Genomic DNA, 16845 nt, shown 5'->3' with positions numbered 1-16845 from the left:
CCGTGCCGCGCGCCTGGCGCCGGCAGATCCGACGTGACCCGCTATTCCGGCCCCCTGCTGACCCGTCCGCTCGCCGCCGCCCTGCTCGCCGCGCGCGATGCCGGCGCCGCCACCTGGTCCGGCTCGCTCGACCTGGAGCGCAGTCAGGGCCAGGCACTGCTCGGTGTCGACCGCTGGCAGTGGCAGGGACGCGTTTACCCCTATCCGGGCAAGCTCAAGGACCGCACACTGTACTACTGGGACGGCGAGGACTTCGCCGCGGTGTCGCGTTTCGGCGGCGCACTGATCAAGCTGGTGCCGACCGAGTGGGGTGCGCCGACCTTCGAGATCGACGGCATCAAGATGTTGCCCAGCGCACAGCTGTCGCCGTTCGAGGACGCACGGCGCAAGGTGGCACTGGTGGAGCCGCGTGGCAAGCAGGTGCTGGATACCTGCGGCGGCCTCGGCTATTTCGCCGCCTGCGCGCTGGAGGCCGGCGTGGCCCGGCTGCACTCGTTCGAGAAGAACGCCGACGTGCTGTGGCTGCGCACGCTCAATCCGTGGTCGCCGGATCCTGCCGCCAGCGACGGTCGCCTGCAGCTGACCCATGGCGATGTCGGCGCCGCCATCGGCGGTATTGCCGACGCGTCGATGGACGCGATCCTGCACGATCCGCCACGCTTCGGCATCGCCGGCGAACTCTACGCGCAGACCTTCTACGACCAGCTCGCGCGGGTGCTGCGCCGCGGCGGTCGGCTGTTCCACTACACCGGCAGCCCGAACAAGCTCACCAGCGGCCGCGACGTGCCGCGCGAGGTGGCCAGGCGCCTGGAGAAGGCCGGCTTCGCCGCGCAGCTGGCACTGGACGGGGTGCTGGCCACGCGCCGCTGAGGCGAAATCGCCTCCACCCCTTCAGATCGACGCCAGGAGGTGCTCGCGCAGCCAGCGGTGCGCCGGGTCGCGGTGCACGCGCTCGTGCCAGAGCATGGCCATTTCGTAGCCGGGCAGTTCCAGCGGTGGCGCGCACACCCGCAGGCCGGGCTGGTCGCGCACCAGGCGCTCGGGCAGCATCGCCACCAGGTCGCTGCACTGGAGCGCGGCGACCACGAACTGGAAGTGCGGCACCGACAGCACCACGCGGCGCTGCAGGCCGTGCGCGCGCAATGCCGCATCGGTGACGCCGCTGAAACCGCCGCCGTCCGGCGAGACGATGACATGCTCGAGCGTGCAGAACTGCGCCAGGCTCGGCCGCCGCCGCAAGCGCGGATGGCCGGCACGCCCGACCAGCACATAGCGCTCGGCGAACAGCGTGCGGCGGCGCAGGCCGGGCGGTGAATCGGCAACGGTGTGCAGGGCCAGGTCGATCTGGCCCTGTTCGGCCTGCTGCGCGATCGCCGGCGGCGCCAACTGCAGCACCGCCAGCCGGGTCTCCGGCGCGACCCGGCGCAAGGCGGCGATCGCCGGCAGCAGCACGGTGGAGGCGCCGTAGTCGCTGGCCGCTATTCGCCACAGCGTCTGCGCGCGTGCCGGATCGAACGGCGCGTCCGGCGCCACCGCCTGCTGCAGTGCCTGCAAGGCCTCGCGCAAGGGAACGCGCAGCGCTTCGGCACGCGCGGTGGGACGCATGCCGCGCGGTCCAGGCAGCAGCAGCGGATCGCCCAGCGCCTCGCGCAGCTTGGCCAGGTGCACACTGACCGACGGCTGCGACAGATGCAGGCGCGCCGCGGCACAAGTCACGTTGTGCGTCTCGAGCAACGTGTCCAGGGTCACCAGCAGATTGAGATCCAGGCGGTGCAGATCAACCATGACAATAACGACTATCAACGCAATTCATTTCCACTATAGCGAAGCGCGGCCTAGCGTGGAGTTCCTTCCTCACCGAGAACCCGCATGAACGTCTTGCTGGTCTACGCCCATCCCGAACCCGCCTCGCTCAATGGCGCCCTCAAGCAGTTGGTAGTGCAGCGCCTGCACGACGCCAGCCACCATGTGCAGGTGTCGGATCTGTATGCGATGGGCTGGAAGACCACCGTCGACGCGCAGGACAGCCTGGACGGCGCCGCAGAGGTGCGCTTCGATCCCTCGCGTGATTCGCAGCGCGCCTTCGCCAACGGCCGCCAGCGCGCGGACATCGCCGCCGAGCAGGACAAGCTGCGCTGGGCCGATGCGCTGCTGCTGCAGTTCCCGCTGTGGTGGTTCTCGATGCCGGCCATCCTCAAGGGCTGGGTGGACCGGGTGTATGCCTGCGGCTTCGCCTACGGCGTCGGCGAACATTCCGACACGCACTGGGGCAACCGCTACGGCGAAGGCACGCTGGCCGGCAAGCGCGCGATGCTGATCGTCACCGCCGGCGGCTGGGAATCGCACTACGCGCCGCGCGGCATCAACGGGCCCATCGACGACCTGCTGTTCCCGATCCAGCACGGCATCCTGCACTACCCCGGGTTGGACGTGCTGCCGCCGTTCGTGGTCTACCGCAGCGGACGCATGGATGCGGCGCGTTTCGCGCAGACCAGCGCGGCACTGGGCGAACGCCTGGATGCGCTGTTCAGTACCGCGCCGATCGCGTTCCGCAAGCAGAATGCAGGCGACTACGCGATCCCGGCGCTGACGCTGCGGGAGGATCTCGCTCCCGCCCGCAGTGGCTTCGGCATCCATGTGGTCGATGCGGACGCGCAAGCGACAACGATCTCCGACCGCACAGCGTCGTCGCCGGCAGCGTAGGCGCGATGCCGACGCCGCGCCTGTAGGATGCAGACGATCGCCATCCCGCAGGAGCCGCCGCGCCGATGCCCACCGCCGTCTTCGTTCGCCTGCTCGCCGTGTGCAGCGCCGCCTTGCTCGGCGCCTGCGCCACGCAGGCGCCACGCATGTCCGAGCGCACGCCCAGCGAGGTCAAAGCCGACATCGCCCGGCGCATCCCGGCGACGGTGTCCGACCGCCGCGGCTGGGCCGATGACGTCTACGTGGCCCTGGCCTCGCAGAACCTGCCCACCAGCGCCGACAGCATCTGCGCGGTGCTGGCGGTGATCGAACAGGAATCGACCTACCAGACCAACCCGCCGGTGCCGGGGCTGGGCAAGATCGCAAGGGCGGAACTGCAGCGGCGCGCGGCGACGGTGCACGTGCCGGCGTTCGCGCTGGATGCGGCGTTGCAATTGCGCGGGCCGGATGGGCGCAGCTATGCCGAACGTCTCGCCGCCGCACGCACCGAGCAGGATCTCAGCACGATTTTCGAGGACATCGCCGGCAGCGTGCCGCTGGGCCGGCGCCTGTTCGGCGATCTCAACCCGGTGCACACCGCCGGGCCGATGCAGGTGAGCATCGCCTTCGCGCAGGCGCATTCCGATGGCTACCCGTACCCGCTGAGCGACGGAGTGCGCCACGCGGTGTTCAGCCGCCGCGGCGGTATCTGGTTCGGCACCCGCCACCTGCTCGGCTACCCGAACGCGGCGGCGATGCTGTACCGCTTCGCCGATTTCAATGCCGGCTGGTATGCCAGCCGCAATGCCGCGTTCCAGGCCGCGCTGGCCCGGGCCAGCGGCATCTCGCTTGCCCTCGATGGCGACCTACTGACGCCAGGTGCCGATCTCGATGCCCCTGGCGCCACGGAACGCGCCGCACGCAGCCTGGGTACGCAACTGGGCATGGACGCGCGCACGATCCGTCGCGCGTTGCAGCGCGGCAATGATGCGGATTTCGCCGACAGCGCGCTGTATCGCCAGGTGTTCGCGCTGGCCGACCGCGATGCCGGCAAGCCGCTGCCGCGCGCGGCGCTGCCGGGCATCGCCCTGGAAAGCCCGAAGATCACCCGCAAGCTCACCACCGCCTGGTTCGCGCAGCGCGTGGCCGAGCGATGGCAGCGTTGTCTGGCCAAGTGATGGCCGCGATGATTCGCCGGCTCGATGCTACTTCGGCTTGCGCAATGCCATCACCGACCAGCCGGCGGCGATGGCCAGTGCCAGCAACACCAGGCAGAGCACGCTGTCCCACGCGATCGAGAACCAATAGTGGCCGGGGTCGGTCGCCAGCAAATAGATCCGTTTCGGCCCGGCTCTCGGTACGCCAATGTACACGCCGCTCTGCAGCGCGTTCGCCAGCAGGTACAGCTTCACTACAGCGCTCGCACCGATGACCGCGACCATCAGCACCAACACCGGCCGTTCCAGACGCGCGACCAGACGCTGCAGGCGCGTGGGTGTCGGCATTGGCGGCAGTGGCTGTGGGGGGCGTCGTTTGCGTTTGCCCATGGCCTCCTCGCCTGCACTGGGGACTGCATTCTAGAGCGACCGTCGTAGAACGCAGCGTGCAACGAATCGCGGACGCGGCGTCTTCGCCCCCAGTCGAAGTGCTCTGCCGGTGCTACCGCACTGCGCGTTGCGCCGGTGCGCCGAGCAGGCCGATCCGGCGAAACCACAGTTCCAGCGGCACCGTGACCAACGGCGGCAACGCCGCCAGCAGGCTCAGCGCCCACGCCCACCAGGGCCAGCGCAGGCGCAGCGCCGCGATCAGGCTGGCGACCACATACAGCAGGAACGCCACACCATGCAGGCGGCCGAACAGCCACACGCCCAATTCGGTGGTCTGGGTGCCGTACTTGAGCAGCATGCCAAGCAACAGGCCGGCCCAGGTCAGGCCTTCGAACACAGCGGCGACGGCGAACAGCCGGCCCACTGGCGACAACGGACGAGAAGAAGACAAGGACACGCGCGACTCCAGTAAGGGAACGAGGCCGCGACGCGATGGCGGCGGCGACGCCCGCTGGCACCTGCATTGTAGAGCGTGTCTTCGCGCTTGGCCCGCAGGCGCGACGCGGCCGAGCCAGACGCGCTGCCCGCACCAATCCGTCATTGCGTGGCCGGCCATGCGCCGCAGCGCACCGCCGCAGTCCTCAGCGGCGCTGTTCCAGCACCGCCACGTCGTCGGGCGCCAGTTGCACCGTGTCGCTGCTCGGCGTAGGCCCCAGCAGCGAACGCATCGAGGCCGGCAGCCGCACGGCGTGCGCGGCGGTGCCGTGGTTGATCAACACCACGATGCGGCGCGCGCCGTCGCTGCGCACGCCCACTTCCACATCCTCCGGCACGTCGGCCAGCGGCGCCTGCACCCCGGCATCGCGCAGCCAGTCGCCGGTGAGGCGATCCAGCGTGGCGTCGTCGAACCAGCCGCCGACATAGCTGATGCGGCCCTTGCCGACGCGCCGGGTCAGCAGCGCCGGAGCGCCGTCGAGCCAGCCATTGGCCGTGCCGTACTGCAGCGGCGCGGTGGTGTCGGCGGCAGTGGCCTGCAACTGTTCGGCCCAGATTTTGGCGCTGCCGTCGGCGCCCGCACCGACCAGCGGGATCGGCTTGTCCAGCGCATAGAACTGCTCCACGCGCCCGCCCAGCAATGCCGCCAGCGGGCCGGGCTGGCGCTGCGGATGCAGGCCGTTGTCGATGTTCTTCATGCCGCTGCGCGGCCCCAGCACCAAGTGACCGCCGTGCTCGACATAGGCCTTCAGCCGCTGCGCCTGCGCCTCGGTCAGCACGTTCAGCGCCGGCGCCACCACCAACCTGTAGCGCTCCAGCGGCGCCATCGCCGAGACCACGTCGACCACCTGCGCCTGCTGCCGCAGCGGCCGGTAGAAGCTCTTCATCTGCACGACCGGATCGAAGTCGGCCGCGTGCTTCTGGAAACCGATCGCCCAGCGGCTGTCGAAGTCGTTGATCAGCGCCACCTGCGCCTGCGGCGTGGTGCCGGCCAGCGCCGGCCCGGCCTTGGCGAACTCCGCACCAACCTGCTGGATTTCCGCGTACACCGGCATCGGCGCGCCATCGGCGCCGACCAGGGTGCCGTGGTACTCCTCCTGCCCGTTGGGCGCCGCGCGCCACTGCCAGTACGACACCGCATCGGCGCCATGCGCCACCGCCTGCCAGGCCATCGCCCGCACCTGGCCCTTGCGCAACGCCACGTTGGTCGCGCGCCAGTTGACGAAGCCCGGCTGGGTTTCCATCACCCAGTAATTGCGCTGCTTGTAGCCGCGGGTGAGATCGTGGCGCGCCGCATTGTCCACCCAGTCGTAGCGCTCGCCGGCGACGTAGTCGTCCCAGGCGGCGATGTCGAGCACGCCGTGCACGGTGTAGGCATCGAAGCCGGCGAACCAACCCATGGTGTTGGTGGTGATGAACTGGCGCGGATCGGCATGCGGACGGATCGCCTCGATCTGGTTGCGCGAGTAGTCGGTCCAGGTGTCGCTGACGAAGCGCTTCCACTCCAGCAGCAACGCCGGGTTCTCCTCGTCCTCGCGTACCGGGATCTGCGCGAAATCGTTGTACGTCTGGCTCCAGTACGCCGTGGCCCAGCGCTGGTTCAGCGCATCGATGCTGCCGTACTTGCGCTGCAGCCAGGCATGGAACTGCGCCTTGGCCTCTGGATCGAACGAGGACTGCGCGTATTCGTTGTCCAGTTGCCAGCCGACCACGTGCGGGTTGTGCCCGTAGCGCTGCGCCATCTGTTCGGCGATGGCATGCGCGAAGCGCCGGTAGCGGGTGCTGGCGAAGGAGAACTGCTGGCGGTTGCCGTGCTCGTCGCGCACGCCGTCCTGGCTGACCCGCAAGGTGTCCGGATAGGCCTGGGTCAACCACGCCGGCGGCGCCGCGGTCGGCGTGCCCAGCACCACCACCATGCCATGGCGCGCGGCGGCGGCGATGGCACGGTCCATCCATTCGAAATCGTACTGCCCTTCGCGTGGCTCCATCCGGCTCCAGGCGAACTCGCCGATCCGCACCACGCGCACGTGCGCCGCCTGCATCAGCGCTAGGTCGTGTTCCCACTGCGCCTCCGGCCATTGCTCCGGATACCAGGCCACGCCGAGCAGCAACGGCGCGGCGTCGCGATAGCGGGTGGCCTGGGCCTGCGCCAACGGCGGCAGGCAGAGCGCGACCAGCAGCATCGCAGCGAACAGCGCAACGCCGCAGCGTTGCGGAATACGGAACAGTGGCATGCGCAACATCCTTCGCAAGAGGAAACGCCGGCACGCCCCCCGAATCTTGCCGGCATCTGCATTGTGCGCAGTTTTGCCGTGTTGGCACTTGTGCATCTTGCGGCGTTTGCGCGCGCAACTGCGCACAATTGGACAGCCGCTCCTCACGCTGCAACGCAGAATGCACCCGCGCTGCCATGCATCAACCAGCGCGGCACGCGTGCCGACGTGGACTGAGGACACGGTTGCGCTCGGGCTGCGTCCCCGGTCTCACTTGCCGGGTTTGGACGATCGCGACATTGAAATGGTCATCTGCGCTGGCTAGGGTCACGCCTCCCCCACCCCCTGGAAGCTCCATGAAGACCCCTCGCTTGCTCGGCACCCTGCTCGCCGTGGCCGCCACGCTGTTCCCGGCCGGCGCCGCCCTGGCGCAGACCGTCACCGTCAACCCGAACGAGGTCCACCAGACCATCCAGGGCTTCGGCGGCATGAACGGCGCCGGCTGGATTGCCGACCTCACCCCGGCCCAGGTCGACCTGGCGTTCGGCAGCGACACGGGGCAGATCGGCCTGTCGATCATGCGCATGCGCATCGATCCGTCCAGTGCCGGCTGGAGCCAGCAGGTGCCGTCGGCAGTGCGGGCACGCGCGCACGGCGCGGTGCTGCTGGCCACGCCGTGGTCGGCGCCGGCCTACATGAAATCGAACAACACCCTCAACAATGGCGGCAAGCTGCTGTCGCAGTACTACGACGCCTACGCCAAGCACCTGCTGGACTTCACCGCCTACATGGACAGCAAGGGGGCGCCGATCTACGCCCTGTCGCTGCAGAACGAGCCGGACTGGCATCCGGATTACGAATCGGGCGACTGGAACGGCACCGACTTCCTCAATTTCATCACGGCGCAGGGCGCGAAGTTCGGCAAGTTCAAGCTGCTCGCCGCCGAGTCGCTGGGCTTCAACCCGGCACTGACCGACCCGGTGCTCAACAGCAGCGCCGCCCAGTACCTGTCCATCGTCGGCGGGCACCTGTACGGCGTGCAGCCCAAGGACTACCCGCTGGCGCGCAGCAAGGGCAAGCAGCTGTGGATGACCGAGCACTACACCGACAACACCGACGGCAACGCCTGGCCGTCGGCGCTCGGCGTGGGCAGCGAGCTGCACAACAGCATGCTCGCCAACTACAGCGGCTACATCTGGTGGTACATCCGTCGCAGCTACGGGCTGATCGCCGAGAACGGCACGGTGAGCAAGCGCGGGTATGTGATGTCGCAGTTCGCGCGCTTCGTGCGCCCGGGTTCGGTGCGCATCGGCGCCACCGCCGCGCCGTACAGCGATGTCGCCGTCAGTGCCTACAAGACCCCGAACGGCAAGCTGGCCCTGGTCGTGGTCAATACCGGTACCCAGCATCGGCAGATCACCGTGCGCGTGCCCGCCGGCAGCGCCACCGCGTTCACCAAGTACAGCACCTCGTCCAGCCTCAACGTCGGCTACGGCGGCAAGTACAGCGTCGCCTCGGGGCAGACCGTGCTTTATGTCGACCCGCAGAGTGTGGCTACGTTGGTCGGCGAGTGACCTGCGCGATTGCGTGAATCAGTAAGATCGACCCGCGGCAGCTGAGCGCTGCCGCGGGTCTCTTTTTTTACAGGCTGTGTTCTCGCGTCGGTACGGCGCCGCGCCTTGCGCGAAGGCACGCGACACGCAGCCGAAGCGAGGTCTCGCGATCAGCCCAGCTTGGCCAGGAATGCCAGCAAGGCCTGATTGAACTCCTTGGCATGGCTGGTATTGCAGCCGTGCGGCGCATCCTTCAGCAACACCACGTCGCTGCCGGCGATGGCGCGATGAGTGCGCTGGCCGGAGCCTTCGTACGGCACGGTGGCATCGGCATCGCCGTGCAGCACCAGGGTCGGCACGTCGACCTTCTTGATGTCCTCGCGGAAATCGGTGGTGCCGAACGCCTGCATGCAGCCGAGCGCCGCGGCCTGGTCGCTCTGCAGGCACAGCGCGATCGCTTCCTGACGCTGTGCCTCGCTGACCTTCAGCGTGCCGTGGGCGCTGAAGAAGCCGCGGGTGAAGTCGTCGAAGAAGGTCTCGCGCGAGGCCTTCAGCCCCTGCTCCATCTCCTGCGCCTGCTCCTTGCTCAGCGGCCCTTCCGGGTTGTCGTCGGTCTTGAGCATGTAGGGCGGCACCGCTGAGGCGAACACCACGCCGGCCAGCCGTTCGGTGCCATGCCGCGCCACGTAGCGCGCTACCTCGCCGCCGCCCATCGAGAAGCCGACCAGCACCGCATCGCGCAGCTGCTTCTCTTCGATGATGCCGGCCAGGTCGTCGACCAGGGTGTCGTACTCGTAGCCGTCGGCCGGCTTCTCGGAACGGCCGAAGCCGCGGCGGTCGTAGGCGATGACCCGGTAACCGGCCTGCCGCAGCGGCCCGACCTGGTCCTTCCATGCCTCGGCCGACAGCGGCCAACCGTGGATCAGGATCACCGGACGACCGGCACCGCCGGTATCTTCGACATGCAGGCGGACACGCGCGTTGGTTGCAGTCATGGGCAAGGCCTCGTGGTGGGAAGTCGCGGCAGCTTCCACTGCGGCGCGTCCGGCCCGCGTGATGGCGATGTGCCGGGTGATTTAACGCTGTGCGAAAGCGCTCAGCCGATGCGCGGCAGGGCGCGCGTCAGCTGCGCCAGCGCATCCCGCGCGATGTTGTGGAATCCCGCGGACATGTGCGCGTCGGCGATGACGCGCTCCCAGAACTGCGCAGCCATGCCCGCCGCTGCGCGCCAGTCGTTGCACTGGTCTGGCGTCGGCAGGGCGCAGGCTCCGCATCCGCCTGGCTCAGCCAGCCATTGCGCGGCGACTGCGGTGCGAACAGCCACCAGTCAATGCGCCAAGCCGCATCCACCCTGGAAGACGACACAGAGCCGCGCGAACACACACGTCGGGCCTCGCGCATGCCTGCGATCGAATAGATGCATGAATAGATAATCGACTGGCGCAGGGCAAGGTCTTGCCTGTTCTAGGTTTTTTGCATCTATGCGTCAATCCAGAGCGCAAACCGTGAATAGATTGATGAATAGATACTTGCGCCGATCGGTCGCTTCGATGTCTCGAAGCGACCGATCGCGAGCGCCTGCTGGCGCTCGCTCGATCAATCGATCAGCGCGGTAACGCAAGCGTGCCGGGCATCACGTCCAGTTGTCGTTGCCGAAATCGCCGTCGTCCTGGAAATCCTGGCCCGTGTCCTGCTGCGGCGTATCGTCGTAGTAGTTGTTGGTGATGTTCTCGACCACCGTTTCCTGCGGCGCACCGCCGCCGAACAGGCCGCCACCATGGTGGCCGCCCAGCAGGCTTTCCACGCCCTCGAACAGGAACATGCCGCCAGCCACGCCGGCCGCGGTGGTGGCCGCGGTGCTGAGGAAGCTGGGGCCACGCGCGGCGGCCGGTGCCGGCGTCGGCTCCGCGGCCGCAGCGCCGCCACCGAACCAGCGCTCACGCCAGCCGGGTGCGCCGGCACCCGCGACGCCTGTGGCGGCCGGCGCTGGCGGCAACGGCGGCGGCGCCGCATTGAAGCCCTGTCCCAGGAAACTGGCCGGCGGCGGCGGTGGCGTGGCGGCCTGCTGCAGCTGCGCGATCTGCGCCTTGGCCGCCTCCAGCGCATGCTCCAGCAGCAAGGTGCGCTGCACCAGCAGATACGCCGCATCGGGTTGATCGGCCAGGCGCGCGTGGATCAGCGCGTCGGCCTGCGGATCTTTGGCCACCCCGCCAGCGCTGCGCAGGCGCGCCAGGAAGTCTTCGAGAAGCTGCTGCTCTTGCGGAGTCATACCCATACCTGGATGCGATGACCGGCCCAGTGCCGGCACGGCACGGTATGGGCATCGCCCGGGCGGCGCCAAGGGCAGGCCCTGCATGCCAGTGCGCCTGCATTCATCCAGTCGCGACGTCTGGGAATCGCCGACGTAGATGCGGCGCATGACTTCCGACAGGTCCGGCCACGTCACAGCATGACTACATTTGTAGTCAGACGAGACGGAGAGGCGCGATGGACGGGCATAGTGGGCGATGGGGAACCATGCTGGCATTGGCCCTGCTGGTGACGGCACCCGCCTGGGCCAGTGAGCAGTGGATCGTGGCGACCGACCTGTGGGGCAATCGGCTGTACCAGACGCTGGAGCTGGAGGCGCATGGCAGCCAGTTGCAAGGGCGACTAGATGCCGACCCGGTCCAGGGCACCCGCAACGGCAACGCGATCACGTTCACCGCCACCGGCGTCGACGGCCGCCTGTACCGCTTCGACGGACGAGTGGATGGCACGCGCATGCAAGGCCGCAGCACGCGTCCCGATCCCAATGACGCTGACGTTCGCGCCGCCCACATCTTCGACGCTTGGCGCGTGCCGGTACGCACGAGCACTGCCGCGCAGACGCACGTATTCGTGCCCCACGACTACGCCAATACCTTCAGCGCCGACCGCGCGCCGGCGCTGCTGCTGTGGCCGGGCGACAGCGTGCGCACCCAGACCCTGGACTCCGGTGGGGTGGATTCCGACGGCACCACCCGCGCCCTGTTCGGCAACCCGCAGGTCGGCCCGTTCTTCATCGTCGGCGCCGAGCCCGGCGACATGCTCGCAGTGCACCTGGTGGCACTGCGGCTCAATCGCGACACCGCCGACAGCCTCGACGGCCTGGTCGGCCGCCTGCAGACGCCGTATATGGCCACGCAGGTGGCCGGGCTCGGCAAGCAGGTGCGCTGGCGCCTGGACCGTGATGCCGGGACAGCGCGACCACTCGATGCCGAAGGTCCGATGATCACCTTCGCCGTGCCGGTCCGGCCGATGCTCGGCGGACTGGCGGTGGCGCCGGGGTTCGGAAACGCCGCGCTGTCCACCGGCGATACCGGCGTCGGCGGCGGCAACATGGACTTCAACGCGGTGGTGGCGGGCAGCACCGTGTACCTGCCGGTGCAGCAACCCGGCGCGCTGCTGTACCTGGGCGATGGCCATGCCGTGCAGGGCGATGGCGAAACCACCGAGTGGGCGCTGGAAACCTCGCTGGACGTCGAGTTCCGCGTCGACCTGGTGAAGCGCCATCCGATCGCAATGCCGCGCGTCGAATCGCCCGAGCAGATCGCGGTGCTGGGCCAGGCCGGTTCCAGCGACGACGCACTACGCCTGGCCACCTCCGGCCTGCTGCGCTGGTTGCAGCAGGATTACGGCCTCTCGCTCGCGCAAGCCACGCAAGTGCTGGGTGTCGCCGCCCGCTATCGCGTGGCCAATCTTGCAGGACGCAGCGTCGGCGTGGCCGCTAGCATCGACAAGGCGGCGCTGCGTACCTTGCAGCCGCCCGCGTCTCCAGCGTTGGACCAGAGCGCACAGCCGTCGCCTAAGAGATAGTGCCGCAAGCGCCCGTCGATCCGCGCTATTTCGACTTCTTCGCGTCGGTCGCCGCCGCATCGCGCGGCAGGCGTGCGGCCCACATGTTGTCGACCAGATTCGGATACGGGCGGCCGTTCTCCTCGGCGCGCTGTTTCGCCGCTTCCTTCTGCGACGGCGACAACGGCTGGCTGCGCTGACCACGCGGATTCGGCTTCTTCCACGGAGGCGTCTTGGACGAGGGCATGGGCGTCAGGGTGAGCGGAGACGCGTCATCGTGATCCCGGCATGCGTGCGTGGGCAGTGAAGGCGCCGGACAAGCCATCAGCTTAGTTGCCTCCGCGCGAAGTGCTGCCTTGCCACAGAACACAGTGGCAGTACCGCAACAAGTACCTCACCAAGCGCATCACGGTCCAGTTGCAGACACACCTTGGATCGAGCGAAGCATCAACGGCTTCTACGATGCTGAGGAAGTTACCGCGCTCACTGTGCCAGGTCACAATGCGGACGGAACGGGATGGCGCGCCACGAACGTCCGTGCCCATCGCGTGATATGGGCCTGTGCGTGGCACGCTAGATGAAATCGCTCTTCGCGTATCCGTGATCGGCAAGGTAAGACTTGAACATTCCCAGCCCCTTCGAATGCAGTTGCGATATCCGGCCTTTGCTCAAGCACAGATCTTCGGCGATCCTGACGAAAGGCAGATGCAGGTAGTAATGCGAGATGAAGATCAATCGAATATTGTCCGGCATGCCGAGCAATACGTTCTTGATCAGTTTTCCATTCTGCGCTTGCTGCAACGACTCGCCTTCGCAGCAGGCGTCGGCCGCTTGCTCGACCATCTGATCGAGTGCGATTCCCACGATCGCGGAGACGAAGTCGGACAAGGCGTCTTCTTCATCGCGGTCCGCGACCTCGACCTGCACCAGCTCCTTCGGATAACGCTGTGACTTGGTGCTCGCGCGGATGCCGTTAAAGACGGCGCCCCGCACTCTGGCCTTGGCGTACAGCAGAAAGGGAACGCCCTTCTGCGGCTGGTAGCGATTCATCGCCTCAAGCAAGCCCACATGCCCGTTCTGCATGTGGTCGGACCAGTCCAGATCGCGGCTCCCGGCCCGGCGCATGACCATCACGACCACAGAGGCGACCCATGGCGAATATTCGGTGAGCAGGTAATCGCGCGCGACGAGATCGTTGTCGACCTTGAACCGCCTCCACAGCTCGGCTTCAATCTCCAGGGAATCCATACGGAGCTATGTCCACAGGCTGCCCAGCAGAGTCTTCGACACCAGTACCCACCCGTCGATCAGAATGAACAACAGAATCTTGAGCGGCAGGCTGACCGTCGAAGGTGGAAGCATGATCATGCCCAGGGCCATCAACACCGCCGACACCACCAGATCGATCATCAAGAATGGCAGAAAGATCACGAAGCCCATCTGGAACGCCGTCTTGAGTTCGCTGAGCATGAAAGCCGCGGCCAGATGGGTGAAACGGATGTCCTCCACCTTCTTCGGTGGCGCGACACGCGCCATCTCCGTGACCGCAAGCAGATCCGATTCGCGCGTCTGCCTGATCATGAAATCCCGCAGAACGGGTGTCGCCCGCGACACGGCTTCTTCTGCACCGATCCTGTCCTGAAGGTAGGGGGTGATCGCCTGGGTGTTCATCCGGTCCAGGACCGGCCCCATGGAAAACAACGTCAACAGCATCGCCAGCGCGATCAAGACACTGTTCGGTGGCGTTTGCGGAATCCCCAACGCATGCCGCAACAGCGCGAGGACCACGATGATCCGGGTGAATGAGGTCATGCCGATCACGATCACCGGGATGAACGACAGCACCGTCATCAGCACCGCGATGCGCAGCGTCGAGGTGAATTCGGGAGAACCTGCGCTCTTGAGGGCATCGCCGAGCGTGTCGGCATGCGCCGGAAACCCGAACAGCAGCAGGCCGATTCCCAGCGACACCGCGCCCATCCTGGCGATCGATGGATTAGAGATTCGGATCATGGGATTCCATGTCGTCCTGCGGCAGCATGCGAATATGCGACTTCGACTCGACCACCACCATACGCCGCCCCGTCACCTCGATGAGATGGACCACCGTGCTGCGGCTCAAGCGCGTCTGCGCGATGCGCTTGATGGCAGGCGCCTGATCCAATATCGCGGACCCGCCCAACCAGCGTGCCAACCATCCCTTGCGTTTGAGCACGACCAGAGCCGCCACGGCGATGGCAAGCAACAGCAACGTGCACAGGATCACCTGGCCGACATCGGACATCTCGACGACGCCCGTGCGGCGATAGGGAATCGCTGCGAACGTGACGGCAAGGCTCATAGGATCTCGACGATGCGTACGCCCAAGGTGTCGCCGACGGCCAGCAACTCCCCGCGCGCCAGCGCCTTTCCGTTGAGAAGCAGCGTCACGATCGCCTCGCTCGGCTCATTCAGCGTCACGATGTTGTCGGCCTTCAGCGACAGCACCTCGTCGATCGTCAGTTCTGCCTTTCCGACCTCTGCCACCAAGGTGACTTTCACATGGCCGAACATCTCGTAGTCGCGCGCGACCGGATTACTCTCAGCAACCATTTCGAACTTTCCCACGTCTAGACAATGGACACGGAACGGATTCCGTGCTCGTCGCGCAGCACGCCCTGCGCCAGAATCCGGCCATCGGTCACCAGCCTCACCACGGCGTCGAGCGAGGCGTCCCCCACCAGCACCTCGCCGACGCGCAGGCCGTTGACCTCGCTCAGCGCGATCTCGCCTATATCCAATTCGGCGCGCACTACCACGCGCTGTGTGCCCAATAGCGCGGCGCGCGAGCTCAAGCCGGGGTGCTGTGCGGAGACGGCACACGCCTTGGCATTCGCCTCGCACCATCGGCGGTCGGCCCAGAACCACAGCGGCACCGCCAGTCCGGCCACCGTCCCGGCCAATCCGCCCACCTTGTCGATGTCCTGCCATGGCGGAACGCCCTCGGCGCCCTGCACGACCTCCTCCCGCAGCGCGCCGAGTTCGCACACCAACGCTGAAAGCGCCGACAGCGCGACCTCCGCCGCCAACGCCGGCGCGGCCTGATTCGGCAACTGCAGCACGGCGGCGCCGAGGGCGCTCAATGCAGGCCGTTGCACGCCCAGCACGAACCGTCCCGAACCGGTAGCACCGAGCGACAACCAGTGCAGCGAGGTATCGCGCAGCGCGGGCGTATCTCCGGCACATGGCGCGATCGCACAGGGCGCGCTTGCCTGCGGAAGCCAGGCGGCCTGCCAGCGGGCCAGCCGCTTCGCCAGCGTCCCATGCACTTCGGCGAGCGTAGCCGCCGCCTGCCAACCAATGCGGTATGTTTCCATCAGCCGCCGCGCGTACTGTTGTAGAGCTGCTCGATCATCTCGTTGCTGACCGTCATCACCCGCGAGCTCGCCTGGTAACCGCGCTGGATGATCAACATGTCGGCGAACTCGCGGGTCAGGTCGATGTTCGACATCTCCAGGCTGCCGCCCTGGATCTTGCCGAAGACACTGGTGCCCGCACGCCCCAGTTCGCTGCGCTGGCTTTCCGCGTCGGACAGCAGTCGGCCACTGGAGAGCTTCAGGGTGCTCTCGCTCTTGAACGCCGCAAGCGCCAGCTGCTGGCCCTGCTGCTTTTCCGTCGAACTGTAGGTGATCTGCAGCACCCCCTTCTCGTCGAAGGCCAGTGCCGTGATGCCCAGTACCGGCCTGCCATCGTCGACCGTGGCGCTGACGTTGTCGGTCAATCCCGACAGACTGGTGGTGCCCTGGAAGGTACCAGGCGTTCCGAAGTTGAAGGTGATCTTCTGGTTCCCGCCGGGCAGCGCCAGCGTGGCGTCGACCGTGCCGTATCCGGCCTCGAGCGAGCCGGCCGTGCTGAAACGCAGTTCGCCGCTGCCGACCTGTGCGCCGGATTCGTCGGTGATGGTGACGGTGAACCGGCGCGAACTCCCCGTGCTCGTTCCTGTGCCGGTGTTGGCCACGGCGAACGCGGCTTTCAGCGTATGCGTGGCGCCAGCGGCATCGTAGACCGAGATGTTCTTGACCTCGCTGCCGCTGGAGGTAGGCGACAGATTGCCGCTGAGCGTCACACCGGTCGTCGGCTTGGCAGCCAGCGTCCTGTGCCCTTCCAGCGTCACCGGCGAGAGGCGACCATCCGTGTCGATCGCCATGACCTCGAACTTGCTGATTCCATCGATCAGAATGCCCCGGTCGTCGAAGGCGAACTGCCCGGCGCGCGTGTAGTGGAGCGCACCGGCACTGTCGCGCAGGACGAAGTAACCCGCGCCCTCCACGGCGACATCGGTCGCGTTGCCGGTCTGCCTGAGATCGCCCGCCGTGGTACGCAACCCCTGACCGGCGATACGTGTACCGTGCTCGCCGCTCAGGTTCTCCAGAAACGCATCGCTGCCGCGAAAGCCCGGAGTGTTCATGTTGGCAACATTGTTGCTGACGGTATCCAGGCTCTTGGAGAAACTGAAGAGACCGGAAAGGCTGTTGTACAACGCCTGAAACATGGCAGCTC

The 16845-nt window shown here is 67.2% G+C and carries 19 protein-coding genes; 5 read left to right on the top strand and 14 right to left on the bottom strand.

Annotation, left to right across the window (positions count from 1 at the left end; genetic code table 11):
- The first annotated feature begins 33 nt into the window (after window positions 1-33).
- Window positions 34-870, top strand: a complete 837-nt coding sequence (locus tag ACP93_RS10355; RefSeq protein ID WP_048490598.1) for a class I SAM-dependent methyltransferase — start codon at window positions 34-36, stop codon at window positions 868-870.
- Window positions 871-891: 21 nt separating this feature from the next.
- On the opposite strand, the gene ACP93_RS10350 is transcribed toward ACP93_RS10355, so the two are convergent.
- The gene (locus ACP93_RS10350; protein WP_048490597.1) at window positions 892-1785 is read right to left on the bottom strand and encodes a LysR family transcriptional regulator; all 894 of its coding nucleotides are present in this window, start codon (window positions 1783-1785) and stop codon (window positions 892-894) included.
- A gap of 84 nt (window positions 1786-1869) precedes the next feature.
- Here ACP93_RS10350 and ACP93_RS10345 point away from each other — a divergent pair, with 84 nt between their 5' ends.
- Together ACP93_RS10345 and ACP93_RS10340 are read left to right on the top strand one after the other, a co-directional pair.
- Window positions 1870-2703 (top strand): NAD(P)H-dependent oxidoreductase, encoded by an 834-nt coding sequence (locus tag ACP93_RS10345; RefSeq protein ID WP_048490596.1) that lies wholly within the window; start codon window positions 1870-1872, stop codon window positions 2701-2703.
- Between the two features lie 65 nt (window positions 2704-2768).
- Window positions 2769-3860 (top strand): DUF1615 domain-containing protein, encoded by a 1092-nt coding sequence (locus ACP93_RS10340; protein ID WP_048490595.1) that lies wholly within the window; start codon window positions 2769-2771, stop codon window positions 3858-3860.
- Window positions 3861-3887: 27 nt separating this feature from the next.
- Here the strand turns inward: ACP93_RS10340 and ACP93_RS10335 are convergent, their stop codons facing one another.
- From ACP93_RS10335 to ACP93_RS10325, 3 genes are all read right to left on the bottom strand, one after another.
- Window positions 3888-4229 (bottom strand): hypothetical protein, encoded by a 342-nt coding sequence (locus ACP93_RS10335; RefSeq protein WP_228136004.1) that lies wholly within the window; start codon window positions 4227-4229, stop codon window positions 3888-3890.
- 112 nt (window positions 4230-4341) lie between these two features.
- Entirely contained in the window at window positions 4342-4680 is a 339-nt protein-coding gene (locus ACP93_RS10330; protein WP_228136009.1) for a DUF3817 domain-containing protein, read from the bottom strand.
- Window positions 4681-4870: 190 nt separating this feature from the next.
- Complete coding sequence (locus ACP93_RS10325) at window positions 4871-6958, bottom strand: beta-galactosidase (protein WP_048490637.1); 2088 nt, start codon at window positions 6956-6958, stop codon at window positions 4871-4873.
- A gap of 335 nt (window positions 6959-7293) precedes the next feature.
- Here ACP93_RS10325 and ACP93_RS10320 point away from each other — a divergent pair, with 335 nt between their 5' ends.
- Window positions 7294-8511: a glycoside hydrolase family 30 protein gene (locus ACP93_RS10320; protein ID WP_048490592.1), complete on the top strand. Its 1218-nt coding sequence runs from the start codon at window positions 7294-7296 to the stop codon at window positions 8509-8511.
- A gap of 149 nt (window positions 8512-8660) precedes the next feature.
- On the opposite strand, the gene ACP93_RS10315 is transcribed toward ACP93_RS10320, so the two are convergent.
- The 3 genes from ACP93_RS10315 to ACP93_RS10310 all read right to left on the bottom strand — a co-directional run bounded on the left by ACP93_RS10315 (window position 8661) and on the right by ACP93_RS10310 (window position 10759).
- Window positions 8661-9485 carry an alpha/beta fold hydrolase gene (locus ACP93_RS10315; protein ID WP_048490591.1) on the bottom strand — a complete coding sequence of 275 codons (825 nt, stop codon included), beginning with the start codon at window positions 9483-9485 and terminating at the stop codon, window positions 8661-8663.
- Window positions 9486-9586: 101 nt separating this feature from the next.
- Window positions 9587-9814: a hypothetical protein gene (locus ACP93_RS21755; RefSeq protein WP_131721614.1), complete on the bottom strand. Its 228-nt coding sequence runs from the start codon at window positions 9812-9814 to the stop codon at window positions 9587-9589.
- A gap of 309 nt (window positions 9815-10123) precedes the next feature.
- A complete protein-coding gene (locus tag ACP93_RS10310; RefSeq protein WP_048490590.1) occupies window positions 10124-10759 on the bottom strand; it encodes a DUF2076 family protein in 636 nt (211 codons plus the stop codon).
- A 248-nt stretch (window positions 10760-11007) separates the two neighbouring features.
- Between ACP93_RS10310 and ACP93_RS10305 the strand changes: the two genes are divergently transcribed.
- Window positions 11008-12327 (top strand): acetamidase/formamidase family protein, encoded by a 1320-nt coding sequence (locus ACP93_RS10305; protein ID WP_204243670.1) that lies wholly within the window; start codon window positions 11008-11010, stop codon window positions 12325-12327.
- Between the two features lie 25 nt (window positions 12328-12352).
- Here the strand turns inward: ACP93_RS10305 and ACP93_RS10300 are convergent, their stop codons facing one another.
- The 7 genes from ACP93_RS10300 to ACP93_RS10270 form a co-directional block, all read right to left on the bottom strand.
- On the bottom strand, window positions 12353-12553 hold the full coding sequence (locus ACP93_RS10300; RefSeq protein ID WP_048490588.1) for a hypothetical protein: 201 nt from the start codon (window positions 12551-12553) through the stop codon (window positions 12353-12355).
- 326 nt (window positions 12554-12879) lie between these two features.
- Window positions 12880-13554: a sigma-70 family RNA polymerase sigma factor gene (locus ACP93_RS10295; RefSeq protein ID WP_048490587.1), complete on the bottom strand. Its 675-nt coding sequence runs from the start codon at window positions 13552-13554 to the stop codon at window positions 12880-12882.
- 6 nt (window positions 13555-13560) lie between these two features.
- Entirely contained in the window at window positions 13561-14319 is a 759-nt protein-coding gene (gene fliP, locus ACP93_RS10290) for a flagellar type III secretion system pore protein FliP (protein WP_048490586.1), read from the bottom strand.
- Entirely contained in the window at window positions 14303-14647 is a 345-nt protein-coding gene (locus ACP93_RS10285) for a flagellar biosynthetic protein FliO (protein WP_048490585.1), read from the bottom strand. Before ACP93_RS10285 ends, fliP begins: the two co-directional genes overlap by 17 nt.
- Window positions 14644-14898 (bottom strand): FliM/FliN family flagellar motor switch protein, encoded by a 255-nt coding sequence (locus ACP93_RS10280; protein ID WP_048490636.1) that lies wholly within the window; start codon window positions 14896-14898, stop codon window positions 14644-14646. Before ACP93_RS10280 ends, ACP93_RS10285 begins: the two co-directional genes overlap by 4 nt.
- 17 nt (window positions 14899-14915) lie before the next feature.
- Complete coding sequence (locus ACP93_RS10275; RefSeq protein WP_048490584.1) at window positions 14916-15662, bottom strand: hypothetical protein; 747 nt, start codon at window positions 15660-15662, stop codon at window positions 14916-14918.
- Window positions 15662-16837, bottom strand: a complete 1176-nt coding sequence (locus ACP93_RS10270) for a flagellar hook-basal body complex protein (protein WP_048490583.1) — start codon at window positions 16835-16837, stop codon at window positions 15662-15664. Before ACP93_RS10270 ends, ACP93_RS10275 begins: the two co-directional genes overlap by 1 nt.
- Window positions 16838-16845 lie beyond the last annotated feature (8 nt).

This window comes from Xanthomonas sp. NCPPB 1128 (genome assembly GCF_001043115.1).
Classification (GTDB): domain Bacteria; phylum Pseudomonadota; class Gammaproteobacteria; order Xanthomonadales; family Xanthomonadaceae; genus Xanthomonas_A.
This window is presented reverse-complemented; position numbering and strand designations above follow the sequence as displayed.